Genomic DNA, 25,077 nt, shown 5'->3' on the forward strand with positions numbered 1-25,077 from the left:
TGGTGTGGGCGCAAGCGCACGGAACGAACATGTCACAACTCCTCGAGGCCATCGACATCTACTGCGAGCGCACCGGGCCGGAATTCTGGTCCGAACCGCTGAATGCGCTCACCAATCTCGCCTTTGTCGCCGCCGGTCTCTGGGGCGTACGCGCGGTGCGCTCGAACGACACCGGTGGCTTCGCCATGGTGCTGGCATGGTGGGTGGTGGCGATCGGCATCGGCTCCGGGCTTTTCCACACCTTCGCCAACCGCCTGACGATCTGGGCCGACATCCTGCCGATCGCCGGCTTTACCTTCGCCTACACGATCTTCAACCTGCGCCGCTTCCTCGGCATGGGCTGGGGCCGCACGATCGCGATCTTCATTGCCTTCTATGCGGCCGCCGGCCTGATCACCTGGTCGCTGCCGGCCTGGCTCGATGCCGCCACCAACGGCACCATCGGCTACCTGCCGGCCTGGCTGGCGCTGTTCTTCTTCGGCAGTTGGCTGGTCGTGCGCGGCCACCCGGCCGGCTGGTACAATCTCGCCGCGGCCGCGATCTTCATCGTCTCGGCGGCCTTCCGCACCATCGATGGCGATGTCTGCTCCGCCATCCCCACCGGCACGCATTTCCTCTGGCATACGCTGAACGGGCTGATGCTCGGCGTGCTCCTAGCGGCGACGGCCAGGCATGGCCGCCGGCCGCCCCCGGTCAAAGGTGCTGGAGAATATTGACCAGCTTGCCGAAGGGATCGCGCACGAAGAAGCGCCGTACACCCCAGGGCTCGTCGGCGGGACCATACTCGGCCTCGAAGCCGGCCCTCTGCATCGCATCCAGCGCCGTGTCGACATCGTCGACCTCTATCGACAGATCCGGCACGGGCGTGCCTGAACCGCCCTCGGTCATGAAGCTGATCTGCACCCGCGCCGCCTCGTCGGCGCCGTAGGTGGCGATCCAGCCCTGATCCATCAGCACATCGAGGCCGAGAACGTCGCCGTAGAACCGCTTCGCGGCGTTGATCTCCTGCGTCGCGACATTGGCGACGATACGCTTGACCTTCATATCGTAGTGCTCCCGGAACGAAAGCGGCCTCCCCGCGACGGGAAGGCCGTATCTGTCGATAAGATACCCTCGCTGCCGTCAGGCCGCGAGGTCGCGCAGCACGTATTGCAGGATGCCGCCATTCTTGAAGTAGTCGAGCTCGTCGAGCGTATCGATGCGGCAGAGGATCGGCACATCCTTCTCGCTTCCGTCAGCGAAGGTCACCTTGGCGACCAGCTTCTGGCGCGGCTTGATCGTTTCCAGCCCTTCGATGCTGACCTTCTCGTCGCCCTTCAGGCCGAGCGAGGCCCAGGAAACGCCGTCCTCCAGCACGAAGGGGATGACGCCCATGCCGACCAGGTTGGAACGGTGGATGCGCTCGAACGACTGGGCGATCACCGCGCGCACACCGAGCAGGTTCGTGCCCTTCGCCGCCCAGTCGCGCGACGAACCGTTGCCGTATTCGACCCCGGCGAAGATCACCAGCGGCACGCCTTCTTCCCTGTAGCGCATCGCCGCGTCGTAGATCGACATCTCCTCCTTGGACGGATAGTGGATCGTGTAGCCGCCCTCGCGTCCGTTTTCGCCCAGCATGAAGTTGCGGATGCGGATATTGGCAAAGGTGCCGCGCATCATCACTTCGTGATTGCCGCGCCGCGTGCCGTACTGGTTGAAGTCGGTGACGCCGACGCCGTTGTCCATCAGGTACTTGCCGGCCGGCGACTGCGCCTTGATCGAACCGGCGGGCGAGATGTGGTCGGTGGTTATCTTGTCGCCGAACAGACCGAGCACCCGCGCGCCCTTGATGTCGCTGACGTCGCCCGCCGTCTTGGCCATGCCGGCGAAGTAGGGCGGGTTCTGCACATAGGTCGAATGGTCGTCCCAGGCATAGGTCTCGCTGGCCGGCGCCTCGACGGCGCGCCAATTGTCGTCGCCCTTGAAGACGTCGGCATATTTGGTCTCGAACAGCTCGCGCGTGACATGCTTCTGGATGAAGTCCTGGATCTCCTGGTTGGAGGGCCAGATGTCCTTCAGGAACACGTCCTTGCCGTCCCTGTCCTGGCCGATCGGCTCGCTGGTCAGGTCGATCGCGACCGAACCGGCCAATGCATAGGCGACGACGAGCGGCGGCGAAGCCAGGTAGTTCGCCTGCACGTCTGGCGAGATGCGGCCCTCGAAATTGCGGTTGCCCGAAAGCACGCCAGCCGCGATCAGGCCCTTGTCGTTGATCGTTTTCGAGATCGGCGCGTTGAGCGGCCCGGAATTGCCGATGCAAGTGGTGCAGCCGAAACCGACAAGGTTGAATCCGATCTGGTCGAGCTCCTTCTGCAGGCCCGACTTGTCCAGATATTCGGCCACCACCTGAGAGCCGGGGGCCAGCGAGGTCTTGACCCAGGGCTTCTGCTTGAGGCCGAGCCGGTTGGCGTTGCGCGCCAGCAGCCCGGCGCCGATCAGCACCGACGGGTTGGAGGTGTTGGTGCACGACGTGATCGCCGCGATCGCGACGTCGCCATGGCCGAGATCGTAATCCTCGCCCTCGACCGCCCAGCGCTTGTCCTTCGCCGAAGCGTCCTTCTTGTACTCGGAGACCAGGGCCTCCTCGAAGCCCGGCGCGATCTTGTCGAGCGCGATGCGGCCTTCCGGGCGCTTCGGGCCGGCCATCGACGGCACGACGTCGCCGAGGTCGAGTTCCAGCGTGTCGGTGAAGACCGGATGTTCGGTCCCCGTCTCGCGGAACATGCCCTGCGCCTTGGAATAGGCTTCCACAAGCGCCACGCGGTCCTTGGAGCGGCCCGAGACGTCGAGGTAGCGCAGCGTTTCGGAATCGACCGGGAAGAAGCCGCAGGTCGCGCCATATTCCGGGCTCATATTGCCGATGGTGGCGGCGTCGGCGAGGGTCAGGTCGTCGAGCCCGTCGCCGAAGAATTCGACGAACTTGCCGACCACGCCCTTCTTGCGCAGCATCTGGGTAACGGTGAGCACGAGGTCGGTCGCCGTCACGCCTTCCTTGAGCTTCCCGGTCAGCTTGAAGCCGATCACCTCCGGCAACAGCATCGAGATCGGCTGCCCGAGCATGGCAGCCTCGGCCTCGATGCCGCCGACGCCCCAGCCGAGCACGCCGAGGCCGTTGATCATGGTGGTGTGCGAATCGGTGCCGACGCAGGTGTCGGGATAGGCGACCGTCTCGCCGTTCTCGTCCTTGGTCCACACTGTCTGGCCGAGATATTCGAGATTGACCTGGTGGCAGATGCCGGTGCCGGGCGGCACGACGCGGAAATTCTTGAACGCCTGCTGGCCCCACTTCAGGAACCTGTAGCGCTCGCCGTTGCGCTGATATTCGAGCTCGACATTGCGCGCGAAGGCGTTCGGATTGCCGAATTCGTCGACGATCACCGAATGGTCGATGACGAGGTCGACAGGCACCAGCGGGTTGATCTTCTGCGGGTCGCCACCCAGCGCCTTGATACCGTCGCGCATGGCGGCAAGGTCGACCACCGCCGGAACGCCGGTGAAGTCCTGCATCAGGACACGCGCCGGGCGGTAGGCGATCTCGTAGCCGGCCGAGCCCTTGTCGTCGATCCAGGCGGCAATCGCCTCGATGTCGGCCTTGGTGACGGAGCGGCCGTCCTCGTTGCGCAAAAGGTTCTCGAGCAGCACCTTCATCGAGAACGGAAGCCGCGAGATGCCGTCAAGGCCGTTCTTTTCCGCCTCGGTCAGGCTGAAATAGATGTACTCCTGCTCGCCCACCTTGAGCGTGCGGCGGCAATTGAAGCTGTCGAGTGATTTTGACACGTGCGATCCCATCCTGGTCTGTTCAGCCAAAGCGGGAACGGACTCCTGTGGCATGCTGCGCAGAGGTGCGGGTACGGCCATTTCCGCTGTCCGCTCCCGGGCGTCCCGTCCGTTCAAGGCGGCGGGCGCCGGTCCGGCGCAAATTGGTTGCCGTGCCGACCGCTGGCACGGTTGCCGTCGTCTTAGAGAATTTCTAAACAGGATTCCAGTCTGGCGACCGGGAATTTTGCCGCACCGCACATCCGGTCTCGCGACGACATGAATGGCAGGAGTCGGATGCGCCTCGTCGCCGACAATCTGGCCGGGGAGCGCGGTGGCGAAACCGTCTTTTCCGGCATTTCCTTTTCGCTCGATGAGGGCGACGCGCTTGTCGTGACCGGCCCCAACGGCGCCGGCAAGTCCACGCTTTTGCGCGTCGTGGCAGGCCTGCTGCCGGTTGCCGGCGGCGGCGTGGCGCTTGAGCCAACGTCGGAAGAATGGCCCGATCTCGCCTCCGCCTGCCATTACCTCGGCCACCAGAACGGCATGAAGACCGCGCTGACCGTCACCGAGAACCTGAGCTTCTGGCGCGACTATCTCGGCGCCCCGCACCTGACTGTGCCCGAGGCTCTGGAGATGGTCGGCCTCGACGCGATCGGCCACCTGCCATTCGGCTATCTTTCGACCGGCCAGCGAAGGCGCGTTGCGATCGCCAGACTGCTGGTGAGCTACCGCCCGGTCTGGCTGCTCGACGAGCCGACCGCCGGTCTCGACCGCGCCTCGGAACGACAGTTCGCCGATCTCATGGACGCGCATTGCGAGGATGGCGGCATCATCCTCGCCGCCACCCACCTGCCGCTCGGGCTGGAGCAGACGCAGGAGTTGCGGATGGGCGAGGCATGACATGCTAGCCCTCTATCTCCGCGACCTGCGGCTCGGCATCCGCGCCGGCGGCGGAGCGCTGGTCGGCATCCTGTTCTTCCTTGCGGTGATTGCCGTCATTCCCTTCGGCGTCGGTCCGGACCTGAACCTCCTCGCCCGTATCGGCCCGGCGATCCTCTGGATCGGCGCGCTTTTCGCCGGCCTGCTTGGCCTCGACCGTCTGTTCCAGGCCGACCGCGACGACGGCGCTCTCGACCTGATGATCCTCAATCGCGATCGCCGCATGCTGTCGCTTGCCGTCTTCGTCAAATGCGCCGCCCACTGGACGGCGAGCATCCTGCCGCTGGTCGTTGCCGCGCCCCTGCTTGGTCTGTTCATGAACATGAGCCCGGCGGCGATCGGCGCCGCGACGCTGACGCTCCTGTTCGGAACCCCGGCGATCGCCTTCATCGGCGCCGCCGGCGCCGCCGTCGCCGTCGCCCTGCCGCGCGGCGGCCTGCTGGTTTCGGTCCTCGTCCTGCCGCTGGCGATCCCGGTGCTGATCTTCGGCGTTTCGGCGAGCTACGCCGCCGTCACCGACCCGGACCCTTTCCTGCCGCCCTTCCTGATCATGCTGGCGCTCACCATGTTTTTTGCCGTGCTCGGTCCGGTTGCTGCCGCCGCCGCGCTCAGATGGGCGGCGGACTGACGGCGATGACTGGCGAAACCGACCTCGACACCCTGCTGGCTGCGATGGCGCCGCGCCTGCAACCTGAGACCTATGTCTTCGTCACCATCGCCCCCGGGACGGTTGAGCCGGCGGGGCTGACGCCGCTGATGCGTTGCGCCGAGGCCGAAGGCACGACGCTGATCGTCGAGCACGCGGCGGCAATAGCCGCGGGCCTCGAAGGAACCTTCCCTTGCCGCATGATCACGCTCGACATCCACTCCTCGCTGGCCGCGGTCGGTTTCCTTGCCGCCATCCTGCCGCGGCTGGCGGCGGCAGGCATCGGCGTCAATCCGGTGTCAGCCTATTTTCACGACCACCTCTTCGTGCCCGCCGATCGGGCCGCGGATGCCGTCGCAATTCTGACGGAAATGGCCCGCAATGCCGCAAAATGACGTCGTCCCCCGCCGCTGCGGCGCAACCGCGCGGTCACGCGGCTTTGATCGCGGTCAATTGCAGCGGAACGGGACTGGCGCTAAGGAGAAGGCATGAGCCAAACCGCCCTTTCTTCCCCGCGCTGGAGCGACCTGGCCAATCCGACGCGCTTTTTGGCGCTGGCCGACAGGCTGGTCCCCTGGCTCGCCGGGCTTTCGGCAGTGTCGATCGCCACCGGGCTCGCCATGGGGTTTGCCGCGCCCGAGGACTATCAGCAGGGCATCACCGTCCGCATCATGTATATCCATGTGCCTTTCGCCTGGCTCGCCATGATGTGCTACGCGCTGATGGCGGTCTCCGCGCTCGGCACGCTGGTCTGGCGCCATCCGCTCGCCGATGTCGCGCTCAAGGCGGCCGCGCCGATCGGCGCCGTCTTCACCGCCCTTGCGCTCCTGACCGGCTCGATCTGGGGCAAGCCGATGTGGGGCACCTGGTGGGTCTGGGACGCGCGGCTGACCTCGGTCTTCGTGCTTTTCCTGATGTATCTCGGCCTCATTGCGCTGACCCGGGCGCTCGACGACCCGACGCGCTCGGCGCGGGCCGCCGCGATCGTGACGCTGGTCGGCGTCATCAACATCCCGATCATCAAGTTCTCTGTCGACTGGTGGAACACGCTGCACCAGCCGGCCTCGGTCTTCCGCCTCGACGGGCCGACCATCCATCCGAGTCTGCTGTGGCCGCTGATGATTTCGGCGCTCGGCTTCACGCTTTTGTTCTTCACCCTGCACCTGATGGCGATGCGGGCCGAGATCTGGCGCCGCAGGGTGATCGCCATGCGCAGGCTCAGCGCCCGCCGCGCCGAACGGGGGAGCGGCGTGACGCCATGACCCACGCGCTTTACGTTGCCGCCGCCTACGGGCTCTCGGCTTTTGCGATCGGCGGCCTCGTCGTCTGGATGTGGGTCGACCAGCGCGCCCGCAAGGCGGAACTGGCCGAACTGGAAGCCAGCGGCATTCGCCGCCGCTCGCAGAAGGCGACCGAGGCGGAGGCATGACCAGCGAGACCGCGACCGCGCAAGGCAATCCGAGGCGGCGCTGGCTGGTCTTTATACCGCTGGCGGTGTTTTTCGCGCTGGCGGCGGTGTTCCTGCTGCAGCTCCTGTCGGGGCGCGACAACGCCACCATCCCCTCCGCACTGATCGGCCAGCCGGCGCCGGAGACCGACCTGCCGCCGGTCGAGGGGCTTGGCCTGCCCGGCCTCGACAGCTCGGACTTCGCCGGCCATGTCACGGTGGTGAATGTCTGGGCGTCGTGGTGCGCGCCGTGCCGGCAGGAACACCCGCTGCTGATGCAGCTTGCTGGCGACGACCGCTTCCGCATCACCGGACTGAACTACAAGGACCCGCCCGAAAACGCCCGCCGCTTCCTTGGCGAACTCGGCAACCCTTATTCGGCCATTGGCGCCGACGACAATGGCCGCACGGCGATCAACTGGGGCGTCTACGGCGTACCGGAGACCTTCCTCGTCGGCCGCGACGGCACGGTCCTGTTCAAGCATGTCGGCCCGCTGACGCCGCAAAGCGTGGCGCGGCAGTTGCTGCCGGCGATCGAGAACGCTCTCAAGGCACCATAGCCTTCTCCGCGGGCGACAAAAAAGGCGGCCGAAGCCGCCTTTTGCACGTAACAGTCAAGCAGCCTATTCGCCGCTGTTCTCCGCGGCTTCGGCTGCCGCCTTTTCGGCCGCCAGCGCTTCGGCTGCCGCAACCTTCTCGGCTTCCAGCCGCGCCTTCTCGGCTTGCGCGGCCTGGCGCTCGGCCTCGTTCAGCTTGCGCGCGCGCACGCCGGTGTTCTCGGTGATGCGGGCCGACTTGCCGCGACGGTCACGCAAATAATAGAGCTTGGCGCGGCGCACCTTGCCGCGGCGCACGATCTCGACGCCCTCGATCATGGGCGAGAAGACCGGGAACACACGCTCCACACCTTCGCCATAGGAGATCTTGCGGACGGTGAAGTTCTCCTGGAAGCCCGAGCCGGAGCGCGCGATGCAGACGCCTTCGAAGGCCTGCACGCGGGTGCGGGTGCCCTCGGTGACGCGCACCTGAACGCGCACGGTGTCGCCGGGTTCGAATTCGGGGAGCTTGCGCTTTTCTTCGATCTTCGCGGCCTGCTCGGCCTCGAGCTGACGGATGAGGTCCATCGTCTCAAACCTTTCTTTGTTCTCGACAGCCAGAGCGCCCGACTGTTGCCCTCGGTTCGAAACCTCGCGGCAATGCCGTTGCGCCAGCGACGCAAGGCAGGGCGGATTCACCGTTCTTGTTGACGGTTCCGGAAGACCGTGCTTCCAGTCGGCGGGCTCTTACACGCTTCGGCCGGCTTTGTCACCTGTCGGCCGCCGATTTTTGCGCATCCGGCTCGTTCTGCGACCAGCGCCCCCAGCCAGTCGCCTTGCGCGCCACTGCCGAACCGCCTAACACCGCCCGAGCACTCTCCTTCCCGCCCGCTCGAGACGGACCCCGCCTTGGACCCCATCTCCGCCCTCTTGCTCTTCCTCGCCGGCTTCCTGTCGGGCGCCATCAATGCGGTCGCCGGTGGCGGCACGTTCCTGACCTTCGGCGCCCTGACGCTGGCCGGCGTGCCGCCGATCTCGGCAAACGCCACATCCTCGATCGCCCAGTTTCCGGGTTACGTCACCTCCACGCTTGCCTATTGGAGCGACATTGTCCGCATGTGGCGCGGCGCGCTGACCTTCTGCGCCGTCTCCGCCGCAGGCGGACTGGCCGGGGCGCTGATCCTGCTGTCGCTCGACAATCCCTCCTTCCGCGCACTGGTGCCCTGGCTGCTGATTGCCGCCACCGCGCTTTTCGCCGCCGGGCCGTGGCTGAAGCCGCAACCGCGCGGGGGCGGCGGCCGCGTCGGCTCGCTGACCGGCTGGCTGGTCCAGTTCGTCACCGCGATCTATGGCGGCTTTTTCGGCGCCGGCATGGGCATCATGATGCTGGCCACGCTCGGCCTTACCGAAAGCGGCGGCTACCACCGCCTCAACGCGCTCAAGAACATGCTGTCGATCATCATCGCCACCGTGGCGATCGTGGTCTTCGTATCCGGCGGCGTCGTCGCCTGGCTCGAGGTCGCCTTCATGGTGCCGGGCGTGGCGCTCGGCGGTTATGCCGGCGTCTGGGCGGCGCGACGCGTGCCGCTGTGGAGCGTGCGCGCCTTCGTCATCGCCGTCGGCCTGTTCCTCGCGGGATACTACTTTCTGACAGGTTGAGTGGCGGCCAGCAGGTCCGGCCGACGTTCGCGCGTCAGCTTCTCCGCCTCTGCGCGCCGCCACTCGGCGATCTTGCCATGGTTGCCCGAGACCAGCACCTCGGGGATGGCGCGGCGTTCCCACTCTTGCGGACGGGTGTAGTGCGGATGTTCCAGCAGCCCGCCCTCGAAGCTTTCCTCGCTGCCCGAGGCTTCGTTGCCCATCACACCCGGCAAAAGCCGCACCACCGCGTCGAGCAGCACCAGGGCCGCCGGCTCGCCGCCCGACAGGATGTAGTCGCCGATCGAAACCTCCTCCAGCCCGCGCGCCTCGATGACGCGCTGGTCGACGCCCTCGAAACGTCCGCACACGATCAGCGCGCCGGCACCGGCGGCAAGTTCGCGCACGCGCTCCTGCGCCAGCGGCCTGCCGCGCGGGCTCATCAGCAGGCGCGGCCGCTGGTCTCCCGGCGGCGAGACATGGTCGATCGCCTTGGCAAGAATGTCGGCGCGCATCACCATGCCGGCGCCGCCGCCGGCAGGCGTATCGTCGACGGTGCGATGGCGGTCGCTGGCGAACTCGCGTATCTGCACCGCTTCCAGCGACCAGTCGCCACGCTCCAGTGCCCTGCCGGCAAGAGACAGTCCGAGCGCGCCCGGAAACATCTCCGGGTAGAGCGTCAGCACGCTGGCGCGGAACGTCACCGGTTGCCTCCGGCCGATTTCGGCCCGCGCGGCCGATCCGACGCATCGAAACCGCCGCGCCGCTCACGGCCCCGGCCTTTCCGTCCGCCCCTGCTGTCGCCTTCCTCCCCGACCTCCCCATCGTCGACATCATCGAGGCCTGCCGCCACCCGGTCGAGCATCAGCCGCCGCCCGGCGAGGTCGACCGAAGGCACTGCCGCCCGCGTGAACGGCACAAGCGCGTTGCCGCCGCCCGGCATCGCCAGATCGAGGATGTCGCCGCCGCCATAATTCAGCACTGCCCGGACTGTGCCGACCGTCGCGCCGGCCTGATCGACGGCGTCGAGACCGACCAGGTCGGCGTGGTAGAACTCCTCGTCCTCCAGATCCTCCGGCAGCCGCTCACGCTCGATGAAGAGCTCCGTCCCGTTGAGCGCCTCGGCGGCGTTGCGGTCCGCGACGCCCTTGAAGCGCGCGACAACCATTTGGTTGTGCGGCCTCAAATCGAGGATGTCGAAACGCCGGCCCTCGCGGTCGAACAGCGGCCCGTAATCGCCGAGCGCCATCGGGTCACCGGTGAATGACTTTACCCGTACGCCGCCCTTGATGCCTTGCGCGGCGCCGATCACGGCCACCTGTACGGGATTTTTCGGTTTCGCCATCGCATCGTTCCGCAACTGCGCTTCTTCCCTATCGGCTGCCGGCGGCTTGTTCAATTCGCTTGACCTTCACCGGGCGCTAACCCGGCGGCGCGACAATCCCCGCCAATCGAAACCCGGATTTACCACCCGAATGTCCGAATTCCTCGTCATCGCCCGCCCCGACCTGCTCGCCGCGCGTGAGGAATGGCTGAAGACGCTTGCCGGCGAGCGCCGGCTGGCGGCGCTGACCCTGGAGGCCTATGAGCGCGACACGCGGCAGTTCCTGCGCTTCCTGACCGGCCATTGCGGCGGCGCCCCCGGCCTCGCCGACATTCGCGAGTTGCGCCCGGCCGATCTGCGCGCCTTCCTCGCCTGGCGACGGCGCGACGGCGTCGGCGCGCGCTCGCTCGGTCGCGGACTGGCCGGCATCCGCTCGCTGCTGCGCCATCTCGAACGCCGCGGGCTCGCCAACGCGGCGGGTGCCGCCGCGCTGCGGTCGCCGCGCCAGCCGCGCTCTTTGCCGCGGCCCTTGCAGGCGAGCGAGGCGCGACGCGTCGTCTCCGCCGGCGAACAGCTTGCTGAGGAACCGTGGATCGCGGCGCGCAATGCCGCCGTGCTGACCCTCCTCTACGGCTGCGGGTTGCGCATTTCCGAGGCGCTCGGGCTGACGGGGGGCGACCTCGGAGCCGGCGAGAGCGTGCTGCGCATCACCGGCAAGGGCGGCAAGACACGACTGGTGCCGGTTCTCCCCGCCGCCCTGCAGTCGGTGGCAGAGTATCGCCGCCTGTGCCCTTTTGTGCTCGACACCGAAAAGCCGCTCTTCCGCGGTGCACGTGGCGGGCCGCTCGCCGCCGCCATCGTGCAGCGCGAGATGCGCCGCCTGCGCTCGGCGTTGGGTCTGCCCGACAACGCCACGCCGCATGCCTTGCGCCATTCCTTCGCCACCCACCTCCTGGGGCGGGGCGGCGACCTGCGTACCATCCAGGAACTGCTCGGCCATGCCAGCCTGTCGACCACCCAGGTCTATACCGGCGTCGACACCGAGCGCCTGCTCGACGTCTACGCCAGCGCCCACCCGCGCGCCTGACGCGAATTTGCCGCGTCGGCTTAACGGTTTCGCCGCTTTTTGGCGCTAGTCTGCGGACATGAACCGTTCACTTGCCATAGCCGCCGACAAGGCGTCCGGCCTGTCGCTTAAGCTCATTGCGGCGGTCAATGTCCTGTTTCTGGTCTCGTTCCTCGTCATCACCCTTGTTGCCGCTGGAGCCGCCGGCGCCGGCGAAGCCAAATGCACGGGCACGAGCCTCGTCGACGAACTGGCGCAAACCGATCCGGCCGCGCTGGAGCGTATCCGCGCCGAGGCGGCGCGAACGCCGAACGGGCAGGGTCTGTTGTGGAAGGTCGCAAAGGAGGGCAGCGAGCCCTCCTTTCTTTTCGGCACCATGCACATCACCGACCCGCGAGTGGTCAACCTGACGCCGGCGGCCGAGAAGGCGTTCGCCGATGCCGAGACGGTGGTGATCGAGACCACGGAGGTGCTCGACCAGGCATCCGCGATGGCTGCCATGATGCAGCGCCCCGATCTGATGATGTTCACCGACGACAGCACCATCTTCTCGCTGATGTCGCCGGAAGAAGAAGCAGTGGTGCGCGAGGGTCTGCAGCGCCGCGGCATCCCCCCGGCCAGCATCCAGAAGATGAAACCGTGGATGCTGGCAGCCGCGGTCGCGCTGCCGGCCTGCGAAATGGCCCGCAAGGCGGCAGGCGAGCCGTTCCTCGATATCCGCCTCGCCGAGGATGCCAAGAAGGAGGGCAAGACGCTCGCCGGGCTGGAAACGCTGGTCGGCCAGCTCGATGCCATGGCGTCGCTGCCGATGGACTTCCACGTCAAGGGTCTGGTTGCAACACTGGCGCTCGGGCCGCGCATGGACGATGTGTTCGAGACCATGATCGTTCTCTACGACCGCGAGGAAACCGGCATGATCTGGCCGCTCTTCGAGACCGTGCTTCCTTCACCGGACGATGACGGCAGCGGCTATGCGGCCTTCGAGGAGGCCATGATCAACACCCGCAATCGCACGATGGCCGACAATGCCGACCCGTACCTGGCAGACGGCCGCGCCTTTATCGCCGTCGGAGCGCTGCACTTGCCGGGCGAGGATGGGCTGGTCGCACTGCTACGCGAGCGCGGTTACCGCGTCTCGCGCGTCGACTGACTTTCTCGACACAAACGGGAACCAAACGCGTTCTGCCGCGTTTTCCTTGGTTAAGCCAGGAAGGAGGTGCCACATGGGTACATCCGGGAAAAATGGCGATCGGGATCCTGCACATAAGGAAAACACGAAGGATCAGGTCGTCCAGCGTTCCGGCGGACACCCGATACGCAACGGAATTATCGCCGTCATCGTCCTCGCGGGCATGATCGTTTTCGCCTTCAACGCCGAGGATCTCGTCGGCGAACGCGATGCGTCGATGCCGCCCGCGCAAGGCACGACGGAAGGCGCGGGCTGATCACGCAAAGCGTGATTTGGAAGTCCCACCGGCTGCTGTTAGCCTCCGCGAGTCCTTATCTGACAGGAGGCTACGGATGAAGCTCGCTCTCATCACGACTGCCGCAATGGCCCTTTCGGTTGCCGGCGCTTATGCCTGCCCCATGCACAAGAGCGCCGAGGCCGATCACATGACGGTTGCCAGCATCGATGCCGAGAAGGCACCGATGACGACTGTCGACAAGGCACTCGACACCGCGACGATCGTCGAGCCCGCCGAGGACGTCATGGTCGAACCCGCCGAGGATTGATCTTCCGCTCTCGCGAAGCATCCTGATCCGGTCTGGTCGGGCCAGGACTCTACTCGCTTATTGCGTGCCGATCACCCGATGCAACGACGCGCCTCCGTTTGTGATGCAACACGGACAGCCTTCGGGCGTTCTTTTTGGCGAACGCTCAAAGGAGGTGTGTCATGAACGCCCCAAGACCCGACCATGATCCCCGTTTCGGCCCCGGCGGCATCGATCGCGATATCGTCGACCCGACACGGCCCTATGACCCGCGCATGCGGACCGACATAAGCCCGAGCCCGCGCGGCCTGGCTGCTGCAACCGTGGCCGTCGCCCTGGTGCTTCTGGTGCTGATTGCCTTCAGTTTTGTCGGCGGCGGCGAACGCCAGCAGGCCGAGACCGATGGCGGCGCGCCGGCGATCGAGCAGACCGACGATACGGCGACGAGTTCCATCGCCGCGCCCGAAGGCGCCGAGCAGGAAATCCCGCCGATCAAGGAAAACGCCGCGGAGCCGGCCGAACCCGCGCCTGCGGAATAACGTCTGAGCGCCAATCGAAGAAAAGGAGCCGGCCGCAAAGGTCGGCTCCTTTTTTGCGCCGGTCGACGCGATCCTACATATGGATCGGCTTGGCGAAGGTTGCGAGCGCAGCCTCCTTGACCGCCTCCGACATCGTCGGATGCCCGTGGCAGGTGCGCGCGAGGTCTTCCGACGAACCGCCGAATTCCATCAGCACCGCCGCTTCCTGGATCAGTTCGCCGGCCCCGAAGCCGACGATATGCACGCCCAGCACGCGGTCGGTCTTCTTGTCGGCCAGCACCTTCACGAAACCGTCGGTGCGCAGCATGGCGCGCGCGCGCCCGTTGGCCGAGAACGGGAACTTTCCGGCATTGTATTCGACGCCGGCCTTCTTCAGTTCCTCCTCGGTCTTGCCGACCGAGGCCACCTCGGGGCTTGTGTAGACGACGCTCGGGATGACGTCGTAGTTCACGTGGCCGGCCTGGCCGGCGATAATTTCGGCAACCGCGACGCCCTCCTCTTCGGCCTTGTGGGCGAGCATCGGCCCGGCGGTCACGTCGCCGATCGCATAGATGCCGGGGATCGAGGTCAGGAAATGCCCGTCCGTGCGCACCCGGCCGCGCTCGTCGAGCACGACACCGGCCTTTTCGCAGCCGAGGCCTTCCGTGTTCGGCTTGCGGCCGGTCGCAACCAGCACGACATCGGCCTCCAGCGTTTCCGCGTCGCCGCCCTTCACCGGCTCGAAGGTCACCGTGGCGCCCTTCTTCGACTTTTCCACGCCGGTGACCTTGGCCCCAAGCTTGAAGTCCAGCCCCTGCTTGCCAAGCATGCGCTGGAACTGCTTCGAAACCTCGCCATCCATCCCGCCGAGGATGGAGTCCAGGAACTCGACCACCGTCACCTTGGCGCCAAGCCGCGCCCAGACCGAGCCGAGTTCGAGCCCGATGACGCCGCCCCCGACGACGATCATGTGGCCCGGTACCTTGGCCAGTTCGAGCGCGCCGGTCGAGGACACCACCACCTTCTCGTCGAATTCGAGCTCGACACCGGGAATGCCCGCGACTTCCGAGCCGGTCGCGATCACGATGTTTTTCGCCTCGATCTCCTGCGTCTTGCCGTCGCCGTCGGTCACCTCGATCTTGCCTTCGCCGAGGATGCGGCCGGTGCCGCGCAGGCCATCGATCTTGTTCTTCTTGAACAGGAAATCGAGCCCCTTGGTGTTCTGCTCGACCGTCTGCGTCTTGTGCGCCATCATCTTCTTCAGGTTGAGCTTGGGCTTGCCGACCTCGACGCCAAGCGCATCGAAACTGTGCCCGGCCTCCATGAAGGCTTCCGAGGCATGCAGCAGCGCTTTCGACGGGATGCAGCCGACATTGACGCAGGTGCCGCCATAGGTGGTCCTTTTCTCGACCACCGCGGCCTTCAGGCCGAGCTGGGCCGCCTTGATCGCGCAGACATAGCCGCCCGGTCCGCCTCCGATAACGACGACGTCATATGCACTGGACATGGGATCATCCTTTCGGTGATGGCTTGGTGTTGGCGCCGACCATCCTGCCGGTGGCAAGGACGACGGCGCAATGTGTCCGTTCGCCGGCCGGCGAAACAGCGAAGATATCCGCCTTGCCGACCGCGGTGGTGGCGCCCGCCTGCAGCGCGGTCCCTTCGGCCTCCAGATGGCTGCCGCGCGCCGGCGCCGTCATTTTCACCGTGAAGTCCAGCGTCGAGCAGGCCGCCCCCGGCGGTACGGCGGCGGAACAGGCAGTGATCGCCGCGATGTCGCCAAGCATGCCGACCATGGCTGCCGGAAACAGATCAGGAGGCGTGGCGAATGCGGCATTGAAGGGCAGACGGGCAACGGCACGCCCTTTCGCGACCTCGACAAGTTCGATGCCGTGGTTCTTCACGAAAGGCAGCCCGGCCACGGCGCTGGCCAGAAGGTCGAGATGATCGCCGCTCATCTAGCGTCCTCCGCTGACGGTCAGGATGGCGCCCGTGGTATAGGACGCCTCCTCCGACAATAGCCAGAGCACGGCGTTGGCAATCTCCTCCGGTCGTCCCTCCCGCTTCATCGGGATCATGCCGCGCAGCCGCTCGATACGGTCCGGCTGACCGCCCGATGCGTGGATCTCGGTGGCGACGAGTCCGGGGCTGACGGCGTTGACGCGAATGCCCTCCTCGGCGACTTCGCGCGCGAGACCCGTCGTGAAGGTTTCGACCGCCGCCTTGGCTGCGGCATAGTCGACATATTCGCCCGGGCTGCCAAGCCTTGCCGCGACCGAGCCGAGATTGACGATCGCGCCGCCCTTCCCGCCGTGCTTCGTCGACATGCGCCGCACCGCTTCGCGGGCACACAGCATGGTGCCGACGACGTTGACGGCCATCATGCGCTCCAGCCGTTCGGCGCTCATCTGGTCGAGCCGCGCCTTTCTGTCGACCACGCCGGCATTGTTGACCAGCGCGTCGAGGCGGCCGAAGCGCTCGTCGATGGCTGCAAACATCGCCACGACGTCGGCCTCGCGCGCAACGTCGCCAGCGACAGCCATCGCCTCGCCGCCATCGGCCTCGATGGCGTCGACCACGGCCTTCGCGGCCGTCTCGTTGGCGGCGTAGTTCACCGCGACACGGTAACCGCGTCTGGCCGCCGCTGCGGCGATGGCCGCGCCGATACCGCGCGAACCGCCGGTCACCAGGACAACGGGGCCTGCCTTGCTCATTCCTGGCACCCGCTGATCTCGAACACGTCCCACGGCACGATGCTGACGCCGTCAGGACCATAGGCCGTCGAATGGCGCACCGCCGGGCCGAAATCGGGCAGGAGCAGTTGCTGCGCCGCGGCCTCGCCGCGTTTCGGCATCAGCCCGACCTTGCCCTCGGCATCGATCGCATAGACCGGGCCCTGCCAGACAGTACAGGCGGCCAGTTCGGCGCCGGTGACGTCACCCTCGGGGCACTGGTGCATGATCAGCCCGACCGGCCGGTCGCCTTCTTCCGACTGAAGCACCAGGCCGTCGAGCATCACGCCGTTCTGGGCGAACACAACTTTGAACTCCACCGAATGCATGGCGGCGGTTGGCGGCGCGGGCCGGAAATCGAGCGAGGCCGAGCGCTCCCTTTCCGCATAGACGGCAAGTTCCTGCGGGCAGGCAGCTACGGCCGGCGCCGCCGCAAGGGCAAGCTTGGCCGCCGCCACGCACGCCGCAGCGTTTCGGAAGCCGCCGGACACCCTCATTGGCCATCCTTCCCGAGCGGCGCGTTGAAGGCCCAGACATGGCCGAACGGGTCGCGGACCTTGCCGTAGCGCGCGCCCCAGAACTGGTCGGCGACCGGCAGGACCGGCTCGGCCCCGGCGCTGACGGCGCGCTCGACCGCGCCGTCGACTTCGGCCGGCAGGGCCAGGTTGACGTTGATCGTCATCGAGGCACCGCCGCGCGAAAGCGGGCTCATGACATCGGAGGAGAACTCCGGAAACTCGTCATGCAGCATCACCTCGGAGCCGAACATCGAAAGGTTCGCGTGCATGATGCGCTCGCCGTCGTCGGCCAGTTGCTCGAAGGTCTCGACCGCACCGAACGCCTCTTCGTAGAAGGCGATCGCCCGCTTGCCGTCCTTGACGCACAGATGCACCTGGATCGGCGGAATGTCCGGTTCGAATCCCATGTCGTGCTTCCCCGATCCGGCCCGTTGAACCGGGGCCGGTTCCTGTTCCTGCCGGTCAGCGTTCGCTCAGCGCCAGCCGCAGCCCGAACCCGGCGAACGCGGCCGCGACCGTGCGGCGCATCCAGCGCAATACCGTCTCGCTCTTCAGCACCCGCTCGCCGACAAAGGCGGCGAACGCGCCGTAGACGATGAAAACCGCGAAGGTCATCGCCATGAAGACGCCACCCAGCCACAGCATTTGGGCCACGGCCGCCGAAGAGGCCGGATCGATGAATTGCGGCAGGAAGGCGAGGAAGAACACCGAGAGTTTCGGATTGAGGATGTTGATCAGGAAACCGGTCCTGATAGTCGGCGCCAGCCGCGCCGGTCCGTGCAACCCGGCGTCCATGCGCATCGGACCGCTGTCCTTCAGCGTCTTCCAGGCGAGGTAGAGCAGGTAGGCCGCGCCGGCATATTTGAGCGCCTGGAACAGGAGCGCGCTGGTGTGCAGGATCGCCGCCAGTCCAAGCACCGAGGCGAGGATCGCCGGCACGATGCCGAGCGTGCAGCCGAAGGCGGCGGCAACACTTGCCCGCCGTCCCGCCGATAGCCCGGTCATCACCGTGTAGACGACGCCGGTGCCCGGGATCAGGATCACGACCAGCGAGGTGAGCAGGTATTCCCAGCTCATGACAGCGCCTCCCGGACGATCAGAGGTCCAGCACCAGCCGCTCCGGGTCTTCCAGGCTCTCCTTGACGCGAACCAGGAAGGTCACCGCCTCCTTGCCGTCGACGATGCGGTGATCGTAGCTGAGCGCCAGATACATCATCGGCCGCACCTTGATCTCGCCGCCGACCACCATCGGCCGCTCCTGAATCTTGTGCATGCCGAGAATGCCCGACTGCGGCGCGTTCAGGATCGGCGTCGACATCAGCGAACCGTAGACGCCGCCATTGGAAATGGTGAAGGTGCCGCCCTGCATGTCGGCCATGGCGAGTTTGCCGTCGCGCGCCGCCACACCCAGCCGGCCGATCTCCTTCTCGATCTCGGCGATCCCCATCTGGTCGGCATCGCGCACCACCGGCACGACAAGGCCCTTGTCGGTACCGACGGCGACGCCGATGTGGCAGAAGTTCTTGTAGATGATGTCGGTGCCGTCGATCTCGGCATTGACCGCCGGGATCTCCTTGAGCGCGTGGCAGACCGCCTTGGTGAAGAAGCCCATGAAGCCGAGCTTCACGCCGTGCTTCTTCTCGAACAGGTCCTTGTAGCGCGACCGCAGCTCCATCACCGCCTTCATGTCGACCTCGTTGAAGGTCGTCAGCATCGCGGCGGTGTTCTGCGCGTCCTTGAGGCGACGAGCGATCGTCTGGCGCAGGCGCGTCATCTTCACCCGCTCCTCGCGCGCCGCATCGTCGCCGGAGGAGGGCGCCCGCGCCACCTTCGGCGCCTCGGCGGGCTGTGAGGCTGCGCCCTTGGTCAGCGCGGTCATCACGTCCTCCTTGAGGATTTGCCCGCGCTTGCCGCTGCCTTCGACCTGATCTTCCGAAAGCCCCTTCTCGGCCATCATCTTCGAGGCCGCCGGCGAGGCCGGCATGTCCGACGTCGACTTTTCGGCCTTCTTTGCCGGCTCGGCGGCGGCTTCCTTGCCCGCGGCCTTGTCGTCCTTGGCCGGCTTTTCCTCTTCGGCCTTCTTCGGCGCGGCGGCCTTGCCCTCGCCTTCGCCGATCGAGCCGAGCAGGGCGCCGACCTCGACGGTGTCGCCTTCCTTGACGGTGATCTCGGCCAGCGTGCCCGCTGCCGGCGCCGGCACTTCGAGCGTCACCTTGTCGGTTTCGAGCTCGACCACCGGCTCGTCGGCGGTGACCGCCTCGCCCGGCTGCTTGAACCACTTGCCGACCGTGGCCTCGGTGACGGATTCGCCGAGGGTGGGAACGCGGATTTCGGTTGCCATGATGTTTGCTTCCGTTGCCTACAAATCGTCGGTGCGGTTTCTAGTCGCCGAGTGCGTCCTCGAGGAACGCCTCCAGCTGTGCGAGATGTTTCGACATCAGGCCCGTCGCCGGCGAGGCGGCGGCCGGCCGGCCGGTATAGCGGACGCGCTGGTGCTTGGCGTCGATATGGGCGAGCACCCATTCCAGATAGGGATCGATGAAGGACCATGCACCCATGTTCTTGGGTTCTTCCTGGCACCAGACCATCTCCGCATTGCGGAAGCGCGACAATTCGTTGATCAGCGCCTTGGCCGGGAACGGGTAAAGCTGCTCGACACGCAGCAGGTAGACATCGTCGATGCCGCGCTTCTCGCGGTCCTCGTAGAGGTCGTAATAGACCTTGCCCGAGCACATCACGACGCGACGGATCTTGGAGTCCTTCACCAGCTTGATCGGCTGGTCGGCCAGAAGCTGGGCATCGTCCCACAACAGCCGGTGGAAGGTGCTTTCGCCCGCCATCTCGGCCATGGTCGAGACGGCCCGCTTGTGCCTGAGCAGCGATTTCGGCGTCATCAGGATCAGCGGCTTGCGGAAGTCGCGCTTCAGCTGCCGGCGCAGGATGTGGAAATAGTTCGCCGGCGTGGTGACGTTGGCGACCTGCATGTTGTCTTCGGCGCACAATTGCAGGAAGCGCTCCAGCCGCGCCGAGGAGTGCTCCGGCCCCTGGCCCTCGTAGCCATGCGGCAGCAGGCAGACGAGCCCCGACATTCTGAGCCACTTCCGCTCGCCGGACGAGATGAACTGGTCGAACACCACCTGCGCGCCATTGGCGAAGTCGCCGAACTGTGCCTCCCACAGCACCAGCGCGCGCGGGTCGGCGAGCGAGTAGCCATACTCGAAGCCGAGCACCGCCTCCTCGGAAAGCATCGAGTTGATGACCTCGTAGTGAGCCTGCGCCGGTCCCAGATTGTTGAGCGGAATGAAGCGGTGCTCGTCCTTCTGGTCGTAGAGCACGGTATGGCGCTGCGAGAAGGTGCCGCGTTCGGAATCCTGGCCGGAGAGCCTCACCGGCGTACCTTCGAGCAGGATCGAGCCGAAGGCGAGCGATTCAGCCGTCGCCCAGTCGATGCCCTCGCCGCCCTCGATCGCCTTGCGGCGGTTTTCGAGAAAACGGTTGATGGTGCGGTGCGCCTCGAAGTCCTTGGGCACCTCGGTCAGCTTCTTGCCGATCTCCTTCAGCGTCTTCAGCGGCACGGCGGTCTTGCCGCGGCGCTGCTCGTCCTGATTGTCGGCGGTCCGGAGCCCCGACCAGGCGCCGTCGAGCCAGTCCGCCTTGTTGGGCTTGTAGGCCTGGCCGGCCTCGAACTCGGCTTCGAGATTGGCGCGCCAGTCGGCCTTCATCTTCTCGAACTCGCCTTCGGTCAGCAGTCCTTCCTCGATCAGCTTCTTGCCGTAGAGCTGCACCGTCGTCGGATGCGAGCGGATCTTCTTGTACATCATCGGCTGCGTGAAGGCCGGCTCGTCGCCTTCATTGTGGCCGAACCGCCGGTAGCAGAACATGTCGATGACCACCGGCTTGTGGAACTTCATCCGGAACTCGGTCGCCACCTTGGCCGCGTAGACGACGGCTTCCGGGTCGTCGCCGTTCACGTGGAAGATCGGCGCCTCGATCATCTTGGCGACGTCCGACGGGTAGGGCGATGAACGCGAGAAGCGCGGATTGGTGGTGAAGCCGATCTGGTTGTTGATGATGAAATGCAGCGTGCCGGCGACGCGATGACCGCGCAGGCCGGACAGGCCGAGGCATTCGGCCACCACGCCCTGGCCAGCGAAGGCGGCATCGCCGTGCAGGAGCAGCGGCATCACCTTCACGCGCTGGTCGAGCGGCACGATCTCCTCGCGCTTGCGCCCGAAGATCTGGTCCTGCTTGGCGCGCGCCTTGCCCATCACGACGGGATTGACGATCTCGAGATGCGACGGGTTGGCGGTCAGCGACAGATGCACTGTGTTGCCGTCGAACTCGCGGTCGGACGAGGCGCCGAGATGGTATTTGACGTCGCCCGAGCCCTCGACGTCGTCCGGCGCGAACGAACCGCCCTTGAACTCGTGGAAGATGGCGCGATGCGGCTTCGCCATCACCTGGGAAAGCACGTTGAGCCGGCCGCGATGCGCCATTCCGAGCACCACTTCCTTCAGGCCCAGCGCGCCGCCGCGCTTCAGGATCTGCTCCAGCGCCGGGATCAGCGCCTCGGCGCCGTCGAGCCCGAAGCGCTTGGTGCCCTTGTATTTGACGTCGATGAATTGCTCGAAGCCTTCCGATTCGATCAGCTTCTGCAGGATCGCCAGCTTGCCGTTCTTGGTGAACGTGATGCCCTTGTCCGGCCCCTCGATGCGCTCTTGGATCCACGACTTCTCTTCGGGATTGGAGATGTGCATGAACTCCACGCCGAGCGTCGAGCAATAGGTGCGCTTCAGGATGTCGAGCATCTCGCGGATGGTCGCGAATTCAAGGCCGAGCACATGGTCGATGAAGATCGGCTTGTCGTAGTCGGCCTCGGTGAAGCCGTAGGCCTCCGGCGACAGCTCGTTGTAATCCTCGAGCGGATTGGCGAGCCCCAGCGGATCGAGATTGGCGTGCAGATGGCCGCGCATGCGGTAGGCGCGGATCATCATGATGGCGCGCACCGAATTGCGCGTGGTGCGCAGGATTTCCTCGTCGCTCAGCGCCACGCCGCCCTTGGCGGCCTTTTCCTTGATCTTGCCGGTCAGATGCGTCTCGACCTGGCCCCAGTCGCCGTCGAGCGCCGAGACCAGTTCGCCATTGGCGGTGACCGGCCAGTTCGGGCGCTCCCACGACGCCCCGCGCGCATTCTTGCGCACGTCGTCGGCGTCGTCCTTCAGCTGCCCGAAGAAGTCGCGCCAGCCCTCGTCGACCGACGCCGGATCGTCCTGATAGGCGGCGTAGAGCTCCTCGATATAGTGGGCATTGCCGCCATAGAGGAACGATGTGATCGAGAACTGATCGTTGGCCTGATCCTGCCGTGCCATGGTCCTGTCCGGCGCCCTCGCGCCGTCTCCTTGTTCTTGGCGAATAGTGAATAGCGAATGGTGAAAAGGCTTTTGCTGGTTCGCTTCTTCACATCGCCATTTGCGGTTCCCCTGCTCGCTATTCGCTACTCACTATTTGCTGCGCTCAGCCTTTGATCGCTTCGAGCAGCGTCGTGCCGAGCCGGGCCGGTGACGGCGACACCTTGATGCCGGCCGCTTCCATGGCGGCGATCTTGTCTTCCGCGCCGCCCTTGCCGCCGGAGATTACCGCGCCGGCATGCCCCATGGTGCGTCCGGGCGGCGCCGTGCGTCCGGCGATGAAGCCGGCCATCGGCTTCTTGCGACCCTTCCTGGCCTCGTCCTTGAGGAACTGCGCCGCGTCCTCTTCGGCCGAGCCGCCGATCTCGCCGATCATGATGATCGATTCCGTCGCGTCGTCGGCCAGGAACATCTCCAGCACGTCGATGAACTCTGTGCCTTTCACCGGGTCGCCGCCGATACCGACCGCGGTCGACTGGCCGAGCCCGGCATTGGTCGTCTGGAACACCGCCTCGTAGGTCAGCGTTCCCGAGCGCGACACGACGCCGACCGAACCCTTCTTGAAGATGTTGCCCGGCATGATGCCGATCTTGCATTCCTCCGGCGTCAGCACGCCCGGGCAGTTCGGGCCGAGCAGCCGCGAATTCGAGCGGTCGAGCCGTGCCTTGACCTTGACCATGTCCATCACCGGAATGCCCTCGGTGATGCACACGATCAGCGGGATCTCGGCCTCGATCGCCTCGATGATCGCGGCCGCCGCGCCTGCCGGCGGCACGTAGACAACCGAGGCGTTGGCGCCGGTCTTTTCCTTGCCCTCGGCGACGGTGGCGAAGATCGGCAGCTGCGCGCCGCTTTCCACCGAGCCCCAGGTCTCACCGCCCTTCTTAGGGTGGATGCCGCCGACCATCCTGGTGCCGTGATAGGCAAGCGCCTGCTCGGTATGGAAGGTGCCGGTCTTGCCGGTCAGTCCCTGGACCAGGACCTTGGTGTCTTTGTTGACGAGAATGGACATGCGGCTTCCTGAGATTTCTTCACTGAGTGCGAAACGGGTTTATGACCTGCACGGACCCATAGGCCTGTCCGTGATTCAGGTCCTCGGAATAGAGTCTGGAAACGCCCAGCCGTTCGGCGGCGGCAATGATGGCGCCGTCCCGATAGGAGATGTTGTAGGTCCACGCGTTCTCGATGCCACGCATGACGACTGCACTGTCGATTTCCTGGCACGGCTTGCGACACACTGCCTCGATCCACTCCGCCGCCTTGGCCGGTGACAGAGGCTTGTCGGATTTGCGAATCGCGTTGACGTAAAACTCCTGCAGTACCTGCGCCGAGGTGGAGTAGTCCTCGTCGGCCACGATCTGCTTCGCGCGTGAATATTTCTCCGGGGCGGAGAAGCGGCCTAGCGCGGCATAAACAAGGACGTTGGTGTCCAGGAAGCACTCAGCGATCATAAAGTGCCTCACGGTTCCATTTCTGCTGGCCCATATCGGCATCGGTTTCGCGGATGAGCTTCAACAGCGCCTCGCGCGCCTCGTCCTCCGCCGTCTCCTTCGCGACAAGCGAAGACAGGTAATCCCGAACAAGCGCATTCACGCTCGTGCGGCGCTCTGCCGCCAGAACCTTGACTTTCCGCAGCACCGATTCATCGACTGACAATGTGATGTTCTTCGTCATGGCTTCACTCCTTCATCGCACAGTATATGTGTAACTGTGCGACTGAGCAAAAACAGAAGATCAGCAACTTTCGGACCTCGCCTGAATGACAGTTCGTTTCCAGTCGTGATCATGGCAGGCGTCATCGCTCCCCCTCCTTGCCGGGGACCGACGTCTCGAATTTCAGCACCACGCCGTCGAAGCTGGTCGTCTCGGCGTGCGGGCTGCCGGCCGGAATGAAGATGAGATGCGTGTCGAGCGTGCGTGGCATCGAGGGCGGCGGGCCCCAGACCGTGGCGACGAGTGCATCGTCGCTGTGCGACTGCGCCGGCTTGATGCCGAGTACATTGCTCACAGCCGCCGCACGCACCGGCTCGCCGGCCTCGAAATCGTAGAGGTAGCAGCCGACCGCGTTCAGATATTCGGTTTCCACCAGGCTGACGAAGAGGTGGAGCGGGCGGCCGCCGACCTCGCGCGCATAGCTCGCCCCGCGATAGTCGATCTCCATCTCGGCCGCCTCGGCCTTGAGCGCGGCGTCGGCCTTGGCCATCACCGCGCCGAACTCGGCATGGTCGGCCGGCGCGAATTCGCTCCAGCCTTCGGCGCTGGCCTGCGCGAGCGTGCCCTCGTAGCTCAGCCGCTGCGGCACGCAGGCGGCACGGAACGCCTCGACGAAGGTCGCCGACCAGTCGCCGCCGGCGGCAGGCGAGGCCGTCAGGACCGTCGCGGTCAGGATGAAGGCGAACAAAGGCACCGGCCCGCCGCCCCTACAGCCGCTTCAGCGCCGTGACCGTCAGGTCACTCGCCGCGTTGCCGGTGTTGAGCGTCGTCGCCGGTTCGAACATCAGGACGATCGGCTCGTTCGTCAGTGAGCGCGGCCGGTGCTCGACGCCTCTCGGCACGACGATGAAATCGCCCTCGTCGAGCTCCACCGGGCCGTCGCGAAAGTCGATCGCGATCCTGCCTCGCAGGACCAGGAAACCCTCGTCCTCCGCCTCGTGCGCATGCCAGTCGAAGACCTCGCCGAACTTGGCGACCTTGACCTGCGAATCGTTGACGTCGCCCGCGATATGGGGATCGAAGACCTTCCCGATGCGCCGGTCGGCTTCCGCAACGAGGCTGATCCTGCGGGGCGGCATCG

Annotated in this window: 31 protein-coding genes; 13 read left to right on the top strand and 18 right to left on the bottom strand. The window is 65.9% G+C overall.

What is annotated here, in order from left to right:
* The first annotated feature begins 29 nt into the window (after positions 1 to 29).
* Positions 30 to 716 carry a ceramidase gene (locus FQ775_RS17920; RefSeq protein WP_146298742.1) on the top strand — a complete coding sequence of 229 codons (687 nt, stop codon included), beginning with the start codon at positions 30 to 32 and terminating at the stop codon, positions 714 to 716.
* Here FQ775_RS17920 and FQ775_RS17925 read toward each other — a convergent pair.
* Together FQ775_RS17925 and acnA are read right to left on the bottom strand one after the other, a co-directional pair.
* The gene (locus FQ775_RS17925) at positions 694 to 1,044 is read right to left on the bottom strand and encodes a VOC family protein (protein WP_146298743.1); all 351 of its coding nucleotides are present in this window, start codon (positions 1,042 to 1,044) and stop codon (positions 694 to 696) included. The two genes, FQ775_RS17920 and FQ775_RS17925, sit on opposite strands and share 23 nt — an antisense overlap.
* A 78-nt stretch (positions 1,045 to 1,122) precedes the next feature.
* A complete protein-coding gene (acnA, locus tag FQ775_RS17930; RefSeq protein WP_146298744.1) occupies positions 1,123 to 3,816 on the bottom strand; it encodes an aconitate hydratase AcnA in 2,694 nt (897 codons plus the stop codon).
* Positions 3,817 to 4,092: 276 nt separating this feature from the next.
* Between acnA and ccmA the strand changes: the two genes are divergently transcribed.
* The 6 genes from ccmA (at position 4,093) to FQ775_RS17960 (ending at position 7,390) form a co-directional block, all read left to right on the top strand.
* A complete protein-coding gene (gene ccmA, locus FQ775_RS17935; RefSeq protein WP_146298745.1) occupies positions 4,093 to 4,698 on the top strand; it encodes a heme ABC exporter ATP-binding protein CcmA in 606 nt (201 codons plus the stop codon).
* A 1-nt stretch (position 4,699) separates the two neighbouring features.
* The gene (gene ccmB, locus FQ775_RS17940) at positions 4,700 to 5,365 is read left to right on the top strand and encodes a heme exporter protein CcmB (protein WP_146298746.1); all 666 of its coding nucleotides are present in this window, start codon (positions 4,700 to 4,702) and stop codon (positions 5,363 to 5,365) included.
* Positions 5,366 to 5,370: 5 nt separating this feature from the next.
* On the top strand, positions 5,371 to 5,778 hold the full coding sequence (locus FQ775_RS17945) for an ACT domain-containing protein (protein ID WP_146298747.1): 408 nt from the start codon (positions 5,371 to 5,373) through the stop codon (positions 5,776 to 5,778).
* Positions 5,779 to 5,871: 93 nt separating this feature from the next.
* Positions 5,872 to 6,645 (top strand): heme ABC transporter permease, encoded by a 774-nt coding sequence (locus FQ775_RS17950; RefSeq protein ID WP_146298748.1) that lies wholly within the window; start codon positions 5,872 to 5,874, stop codon positions 6,643 to 6,645.
* On the top strand, positions 6,642 to 6,812 hold the full coding sequence (gene ccmD, locus FQ775_RS17955; RefSeq protein ID WP_146298749.1) for a heme exporter protein CcmD: 171 nt from the start codon (positions 6,642 to 6,644) through the stop codon (positions 6,810 to 6,812). The genes FQ775_RS17950 and ccmD overlap by 4 nt, the downstream gene beginning before the upstream one ends.
* The gene (locus tag FQ775_RS17960; protein WP_146298750.1) at positions 6,809 to 7,390 is read left to right on the top strand and encodes a DsbE family thiol:disulfide interchange protein; all 582 of its coding nucleotides are present in this window, start codon (positions 6,809 to 6,811) and stop codon (positions 7,388 to 7,390) included. Before ccmD ends, FQ775_RS17960 begins: the two co-directional genes overlap by 4 nt.
* Positions 7,391 to 7,453: 63 nt before the next feature.
* Here the strand turns inward: FQ775_RS17960 and rplS are convergent, their stop codons facing one another.
* Positions 7,454 to 7,954, bottom strand: coding sequence for a 50S ribosomal protein L19 (rplS, locus tag FQ775_RS17965; RefSeq protein ID WP_146298751.1), 501 nt, complete (start codon positions 7,952 to 7,954; stop codon positions 7,454 to 7,456).
* 321 nt (positions 7,955 to 8,275) lie between these two features.
* On the opposite strand from rplS, the gene FQ775_RS17970 reads away from it, so the two are divergent.
* Positions 8,276 to 9,025 carry a sulfite exporter TauE/SafE family protein gene (locus FQ775_RS17970; RefSeq protein ID WP_146298752.1) on the top strand — a complete coding sequence of 250 codons (750 nt, stop codon included), beginning with the start codon at positions 8,276 to 8,278 and terminating at the stop codon, positions 9,023 to 9,025.
* Here FQ775_RS17970 and trmD read toward each other — a convergent pair.
* Entirely contained in the window at positions 9,007 to 9,708 is a 702-nt protein-coding gene (gene trmD, locus FQ775_RS17975; protein WP_146298753.1) for a tRNA (guanosine(37)-N1)-methyltransferase TrmD, read from the bottom strand. The two genes, FQ775_RS17970 and trmD, sit on opposite strands and share 19 nt — an antisense overlap.
* Complete coding sequence (rimM, locus tag FQ775_RS17980) at positions 9,705 to 10,349, bottom strand: ribosome maturation factor RimM (protein WP_146298754.1); 645 nt, start codon at positions 10,347 to 10,349, stop codon at positions 9,705 to 9,707. Before rimM ends, trmD begins: the two co-directional genes overlap by 4 nt.
* Positions 10,350 to 10,479: 130 nt before the next feature.
* On the opposite strand from rimM, the gene FQ775_RS17985 reads away from it, so the two are divergent.
* From FQ775_RS17985 to FQ775_RS18005, 5 genes are all read left to right on the top strand, one after another.
* A complete protein-coding gene (locus FQ775_RS17985; protein ID WP_167813042.1) occupies positions 10,480 to 11,415 on the top strand; it encodes a tyrosine recombinase XerC in 936 nt (311 codons plus the stop codon).
* Positions 11,416 to 11,473: 58 nt separating this feature from the next.
* Positions 11,474 to 12,544 (top strand): TraB/GumN family protein, encoded by a 1,071-nt coding sequence (locus FQ775_RS17990; protein WP_146300314.1) that lies wholly within the window; start codon positions 11,474 to 11,476, stop codon positions 12,542 to 12,544.
* 73 nt (positions 12,545 to 12,617) lie between these two features.
* The gene (locus tag FQ775_RS17995) at positions 12,618 to 12,839 is read left to right on the top strand and encodes a hypothetical protein (RefSeq protein WP_146300315.1); all 222 of its coding nucleotides are present in this window, start codon (positions 12,618 to 12,620) and stop codon (positions 12,837 to 12,839) included.
* 76 nt (positions 12,840 to 12,915) lie between these two features.
* Entirely contained in the window at positions 12,916 to 13,128 is a 213-nt protein-coding gene (locus FQ775_RS18000; protein ID WP_146300316.1) for a hypothetical protein, read from the top strand.
* Between the two features lie 161 nt (positions 13,129 to 13,289).
* Positions 13,290 to 13,646 (top strand): hypothetical protein, encoded by a 357-nt coding sequence (locus tag FQ775_RS18005; protein ID WP_146300317.1) that lies wholly within the window; start codon positions 13,290 to 13,292, stop codon positions 13,644 to 13,646.
* 73 nt (positions 13,647 to 13,719) lie between these two features.
* Here the strand turns inward: FQ775_RS18005 and lpdA are convergent, their stop codons facing one another.
* From lpdA to FQ775_RS18070, 13 genes are all read right to left on the bottom strand, one after another.
* On the bottom strand, positions 13,720 to 15,132 hold the full coding sequence (gene lpdA / locus FQ775_RS18010) for a dihydrolipoyl dehydrogenase (protein ID WP_146300318.1): 1,413 nt from the start codon (positions 15,130 to 15,132) through the stop codon (positions 13,720 to 13,722).
* Positions 15,133 to 15,136: 4 nt separating this feature from the next.
* Positions 15,137 to 15,583 carry a PaaI family thioesterase gene (locus FQ775_RS18015; RefSeq protein WP_146300319.1) on the bottom strand — a complete coding sequence of 149 codons (447 nt, stop codon included), beginning with the start codon at positions 15,581 to 15,583 and terminating at the stop codon, positions 15,137 to 15,139.
* Positions 15,584 to 16,339 carry an SDR family oxidoreductase gene (locus tag FQ775_RS18020; RefSeq protein ID WP_146300320.1) on the bottom strand — a complete coding sequence of 252 codons (756 nt, stop codon included), beginning with the start codon at positions 16,337 to 16,339 and terminating at the stop codon, positions 15,584 to 15,586.
* The gene (locus FQ775_RS18025; protein ID WP_146300321.1) at positions 16,336 to 16,854 is read right to left on the bottom strand and encodes a hypothetical protein; all 519 of its coding nucleotides are present in this window, start codon (positions 16,852 to 16,854) and stop codon (positions 16,336 to 16,338) included. Before FQ775_RS18025 ends, FQ775_RS18020 begins: the two co-directional genes overlap by 4 nt.
* On the bottom strand, positions 16,851 to 17,282 hold the full coding sequence (locus FQ775_RS18030; protein ID WP_146300322.1) for a VOC family protein: 432 nt from the start codon (positions 17,280 to 17,282) through the stop codon (positions 16,851 to 16,853). The genes FQ775_RS18025 and FQ775_RS18030 overlap by 4 nt, the downstream gene beginning before the upstream one ends.
* Before the next feature lie 55 nt (positions 17,283 to 17,337).
* Positions 17,338 to 17,952: a LysE family translocator gene (locus FQ775_RS18035; protein ID WP_146300323.1), complete on the bottom strand. Its 615-nt coding sequence runs from the start codon at positions 17,950 to 17,952 to the stop codon at positions 17,338 to 17,340.
* A gap of 19 nt (positions 17,953 to 17,971) precedes the next feature.
* On the bottom strand, positions 17,972 to 19,216 hold the full coding sequence (gene odhB / locus FQ775_RS18040) for a 2-oxoglutarate dehydrogenase complex dihydrolipoyllysine-residue succinyltransferase (protein ID WP_146300324.1): 1,245 nt from the start codon (positions 19,214 to 19,216) through the stop codon (positions 17,972 to 17,974).
* A gap of 40 nt (positions 19,217 to 19,256) precedes the next feature.
* Complete coding sequence (locus tag FQ775_RS18045; protein ID WP_146300325.1) at positions 19,257 to 22,244, bottom strand: 2-oxoglutarate dehydrogenase E1 component; 2,988 nt, start codon at positions 22,242 to 22,244, stop codon at positions 19,257 to 19,259.
* A 145-nt stretch (positions 22,245 to 22,389) separates the two neighbouring features.
* The gene (gene sucD / locus FQ775_RS18050) at positions 22,390 to 23,295 is read right to left on the bottom strand and encodes a succinate--CoA ligase subunit alpha (RefSeq protein ID WP_146300326.1); all 906 of its coding nucleotides are present in this window, start codon (positions 23,293 to 23,295) and stop codon (positions 22,390 to 22,392) included.
* Between the two features lie 19 nt (positions 23,296 to 23,314).
* The gene (locus FQ775_RS18055) at positions 23,315 to 23,734 is read right to left on the bottom strand and encodes a PIN domain-containing protein (RefSeq protein WP_146300327.1); all 420 of its coding nucleotides are present in this window, start codon (positions 23,732 to 23,734) and stop codon (positions 23,315 to 23,317) included.
* Positions 23,724 to 23,957 carry a DUF6364 family protein gene (locus tag FQ775_RS18060; protein WP_146300328.1) on the bottom strand — a complete coding sequence of 78 codons (234 nt, stop codon included), beginning with the start codon at positions 23,955 to 23,957 and terminating at the stop codon, positions 23,724 to 23,726. The genes FQ775_RS18055 and FQ775_RS18060 overlap by 11 nt, the downstream gene beginning before the upstream one ends.
* Before the next feature lie 121 nt (positions 23,958 to 24,078).
* Entirely contained in the window at positions 24,079 to 24,690 is a 612-nt protein-coding gene (locus FQ775_RS18065; protein WP_146300329.1) for a hypothetical protein, read from the bottom strand.
* 13 nt (positions 24,691 to 24,703) lie between these two features.
* The gene (locus FQ775_RS18070) at positions 24,704 to 25,075 is read right to left on the bottom strand and encodes a cupin domain-containing protein (protein WP_146300330.1); all 372 of its coding nucleotides are present in this window, start codon (positions 25,073 to 25,075) and stop codon (positions 24,704 to 24,706) included.
* Between the last annotated feature and the right edge of the window lie 2 nt (positions 25,076 to 25,077).

The sequence above is a fragment of the Nitratireductor mangrovi genome, assembly GCF_007922615.2.
GTDB classification, from domain to species: Bacteria; Pseudomonadota; Alphaproteobacteria; order Rhizobiales; family Rhizobiaceae; genus Mangrovimarina; species Mangrovimarina mangrovi.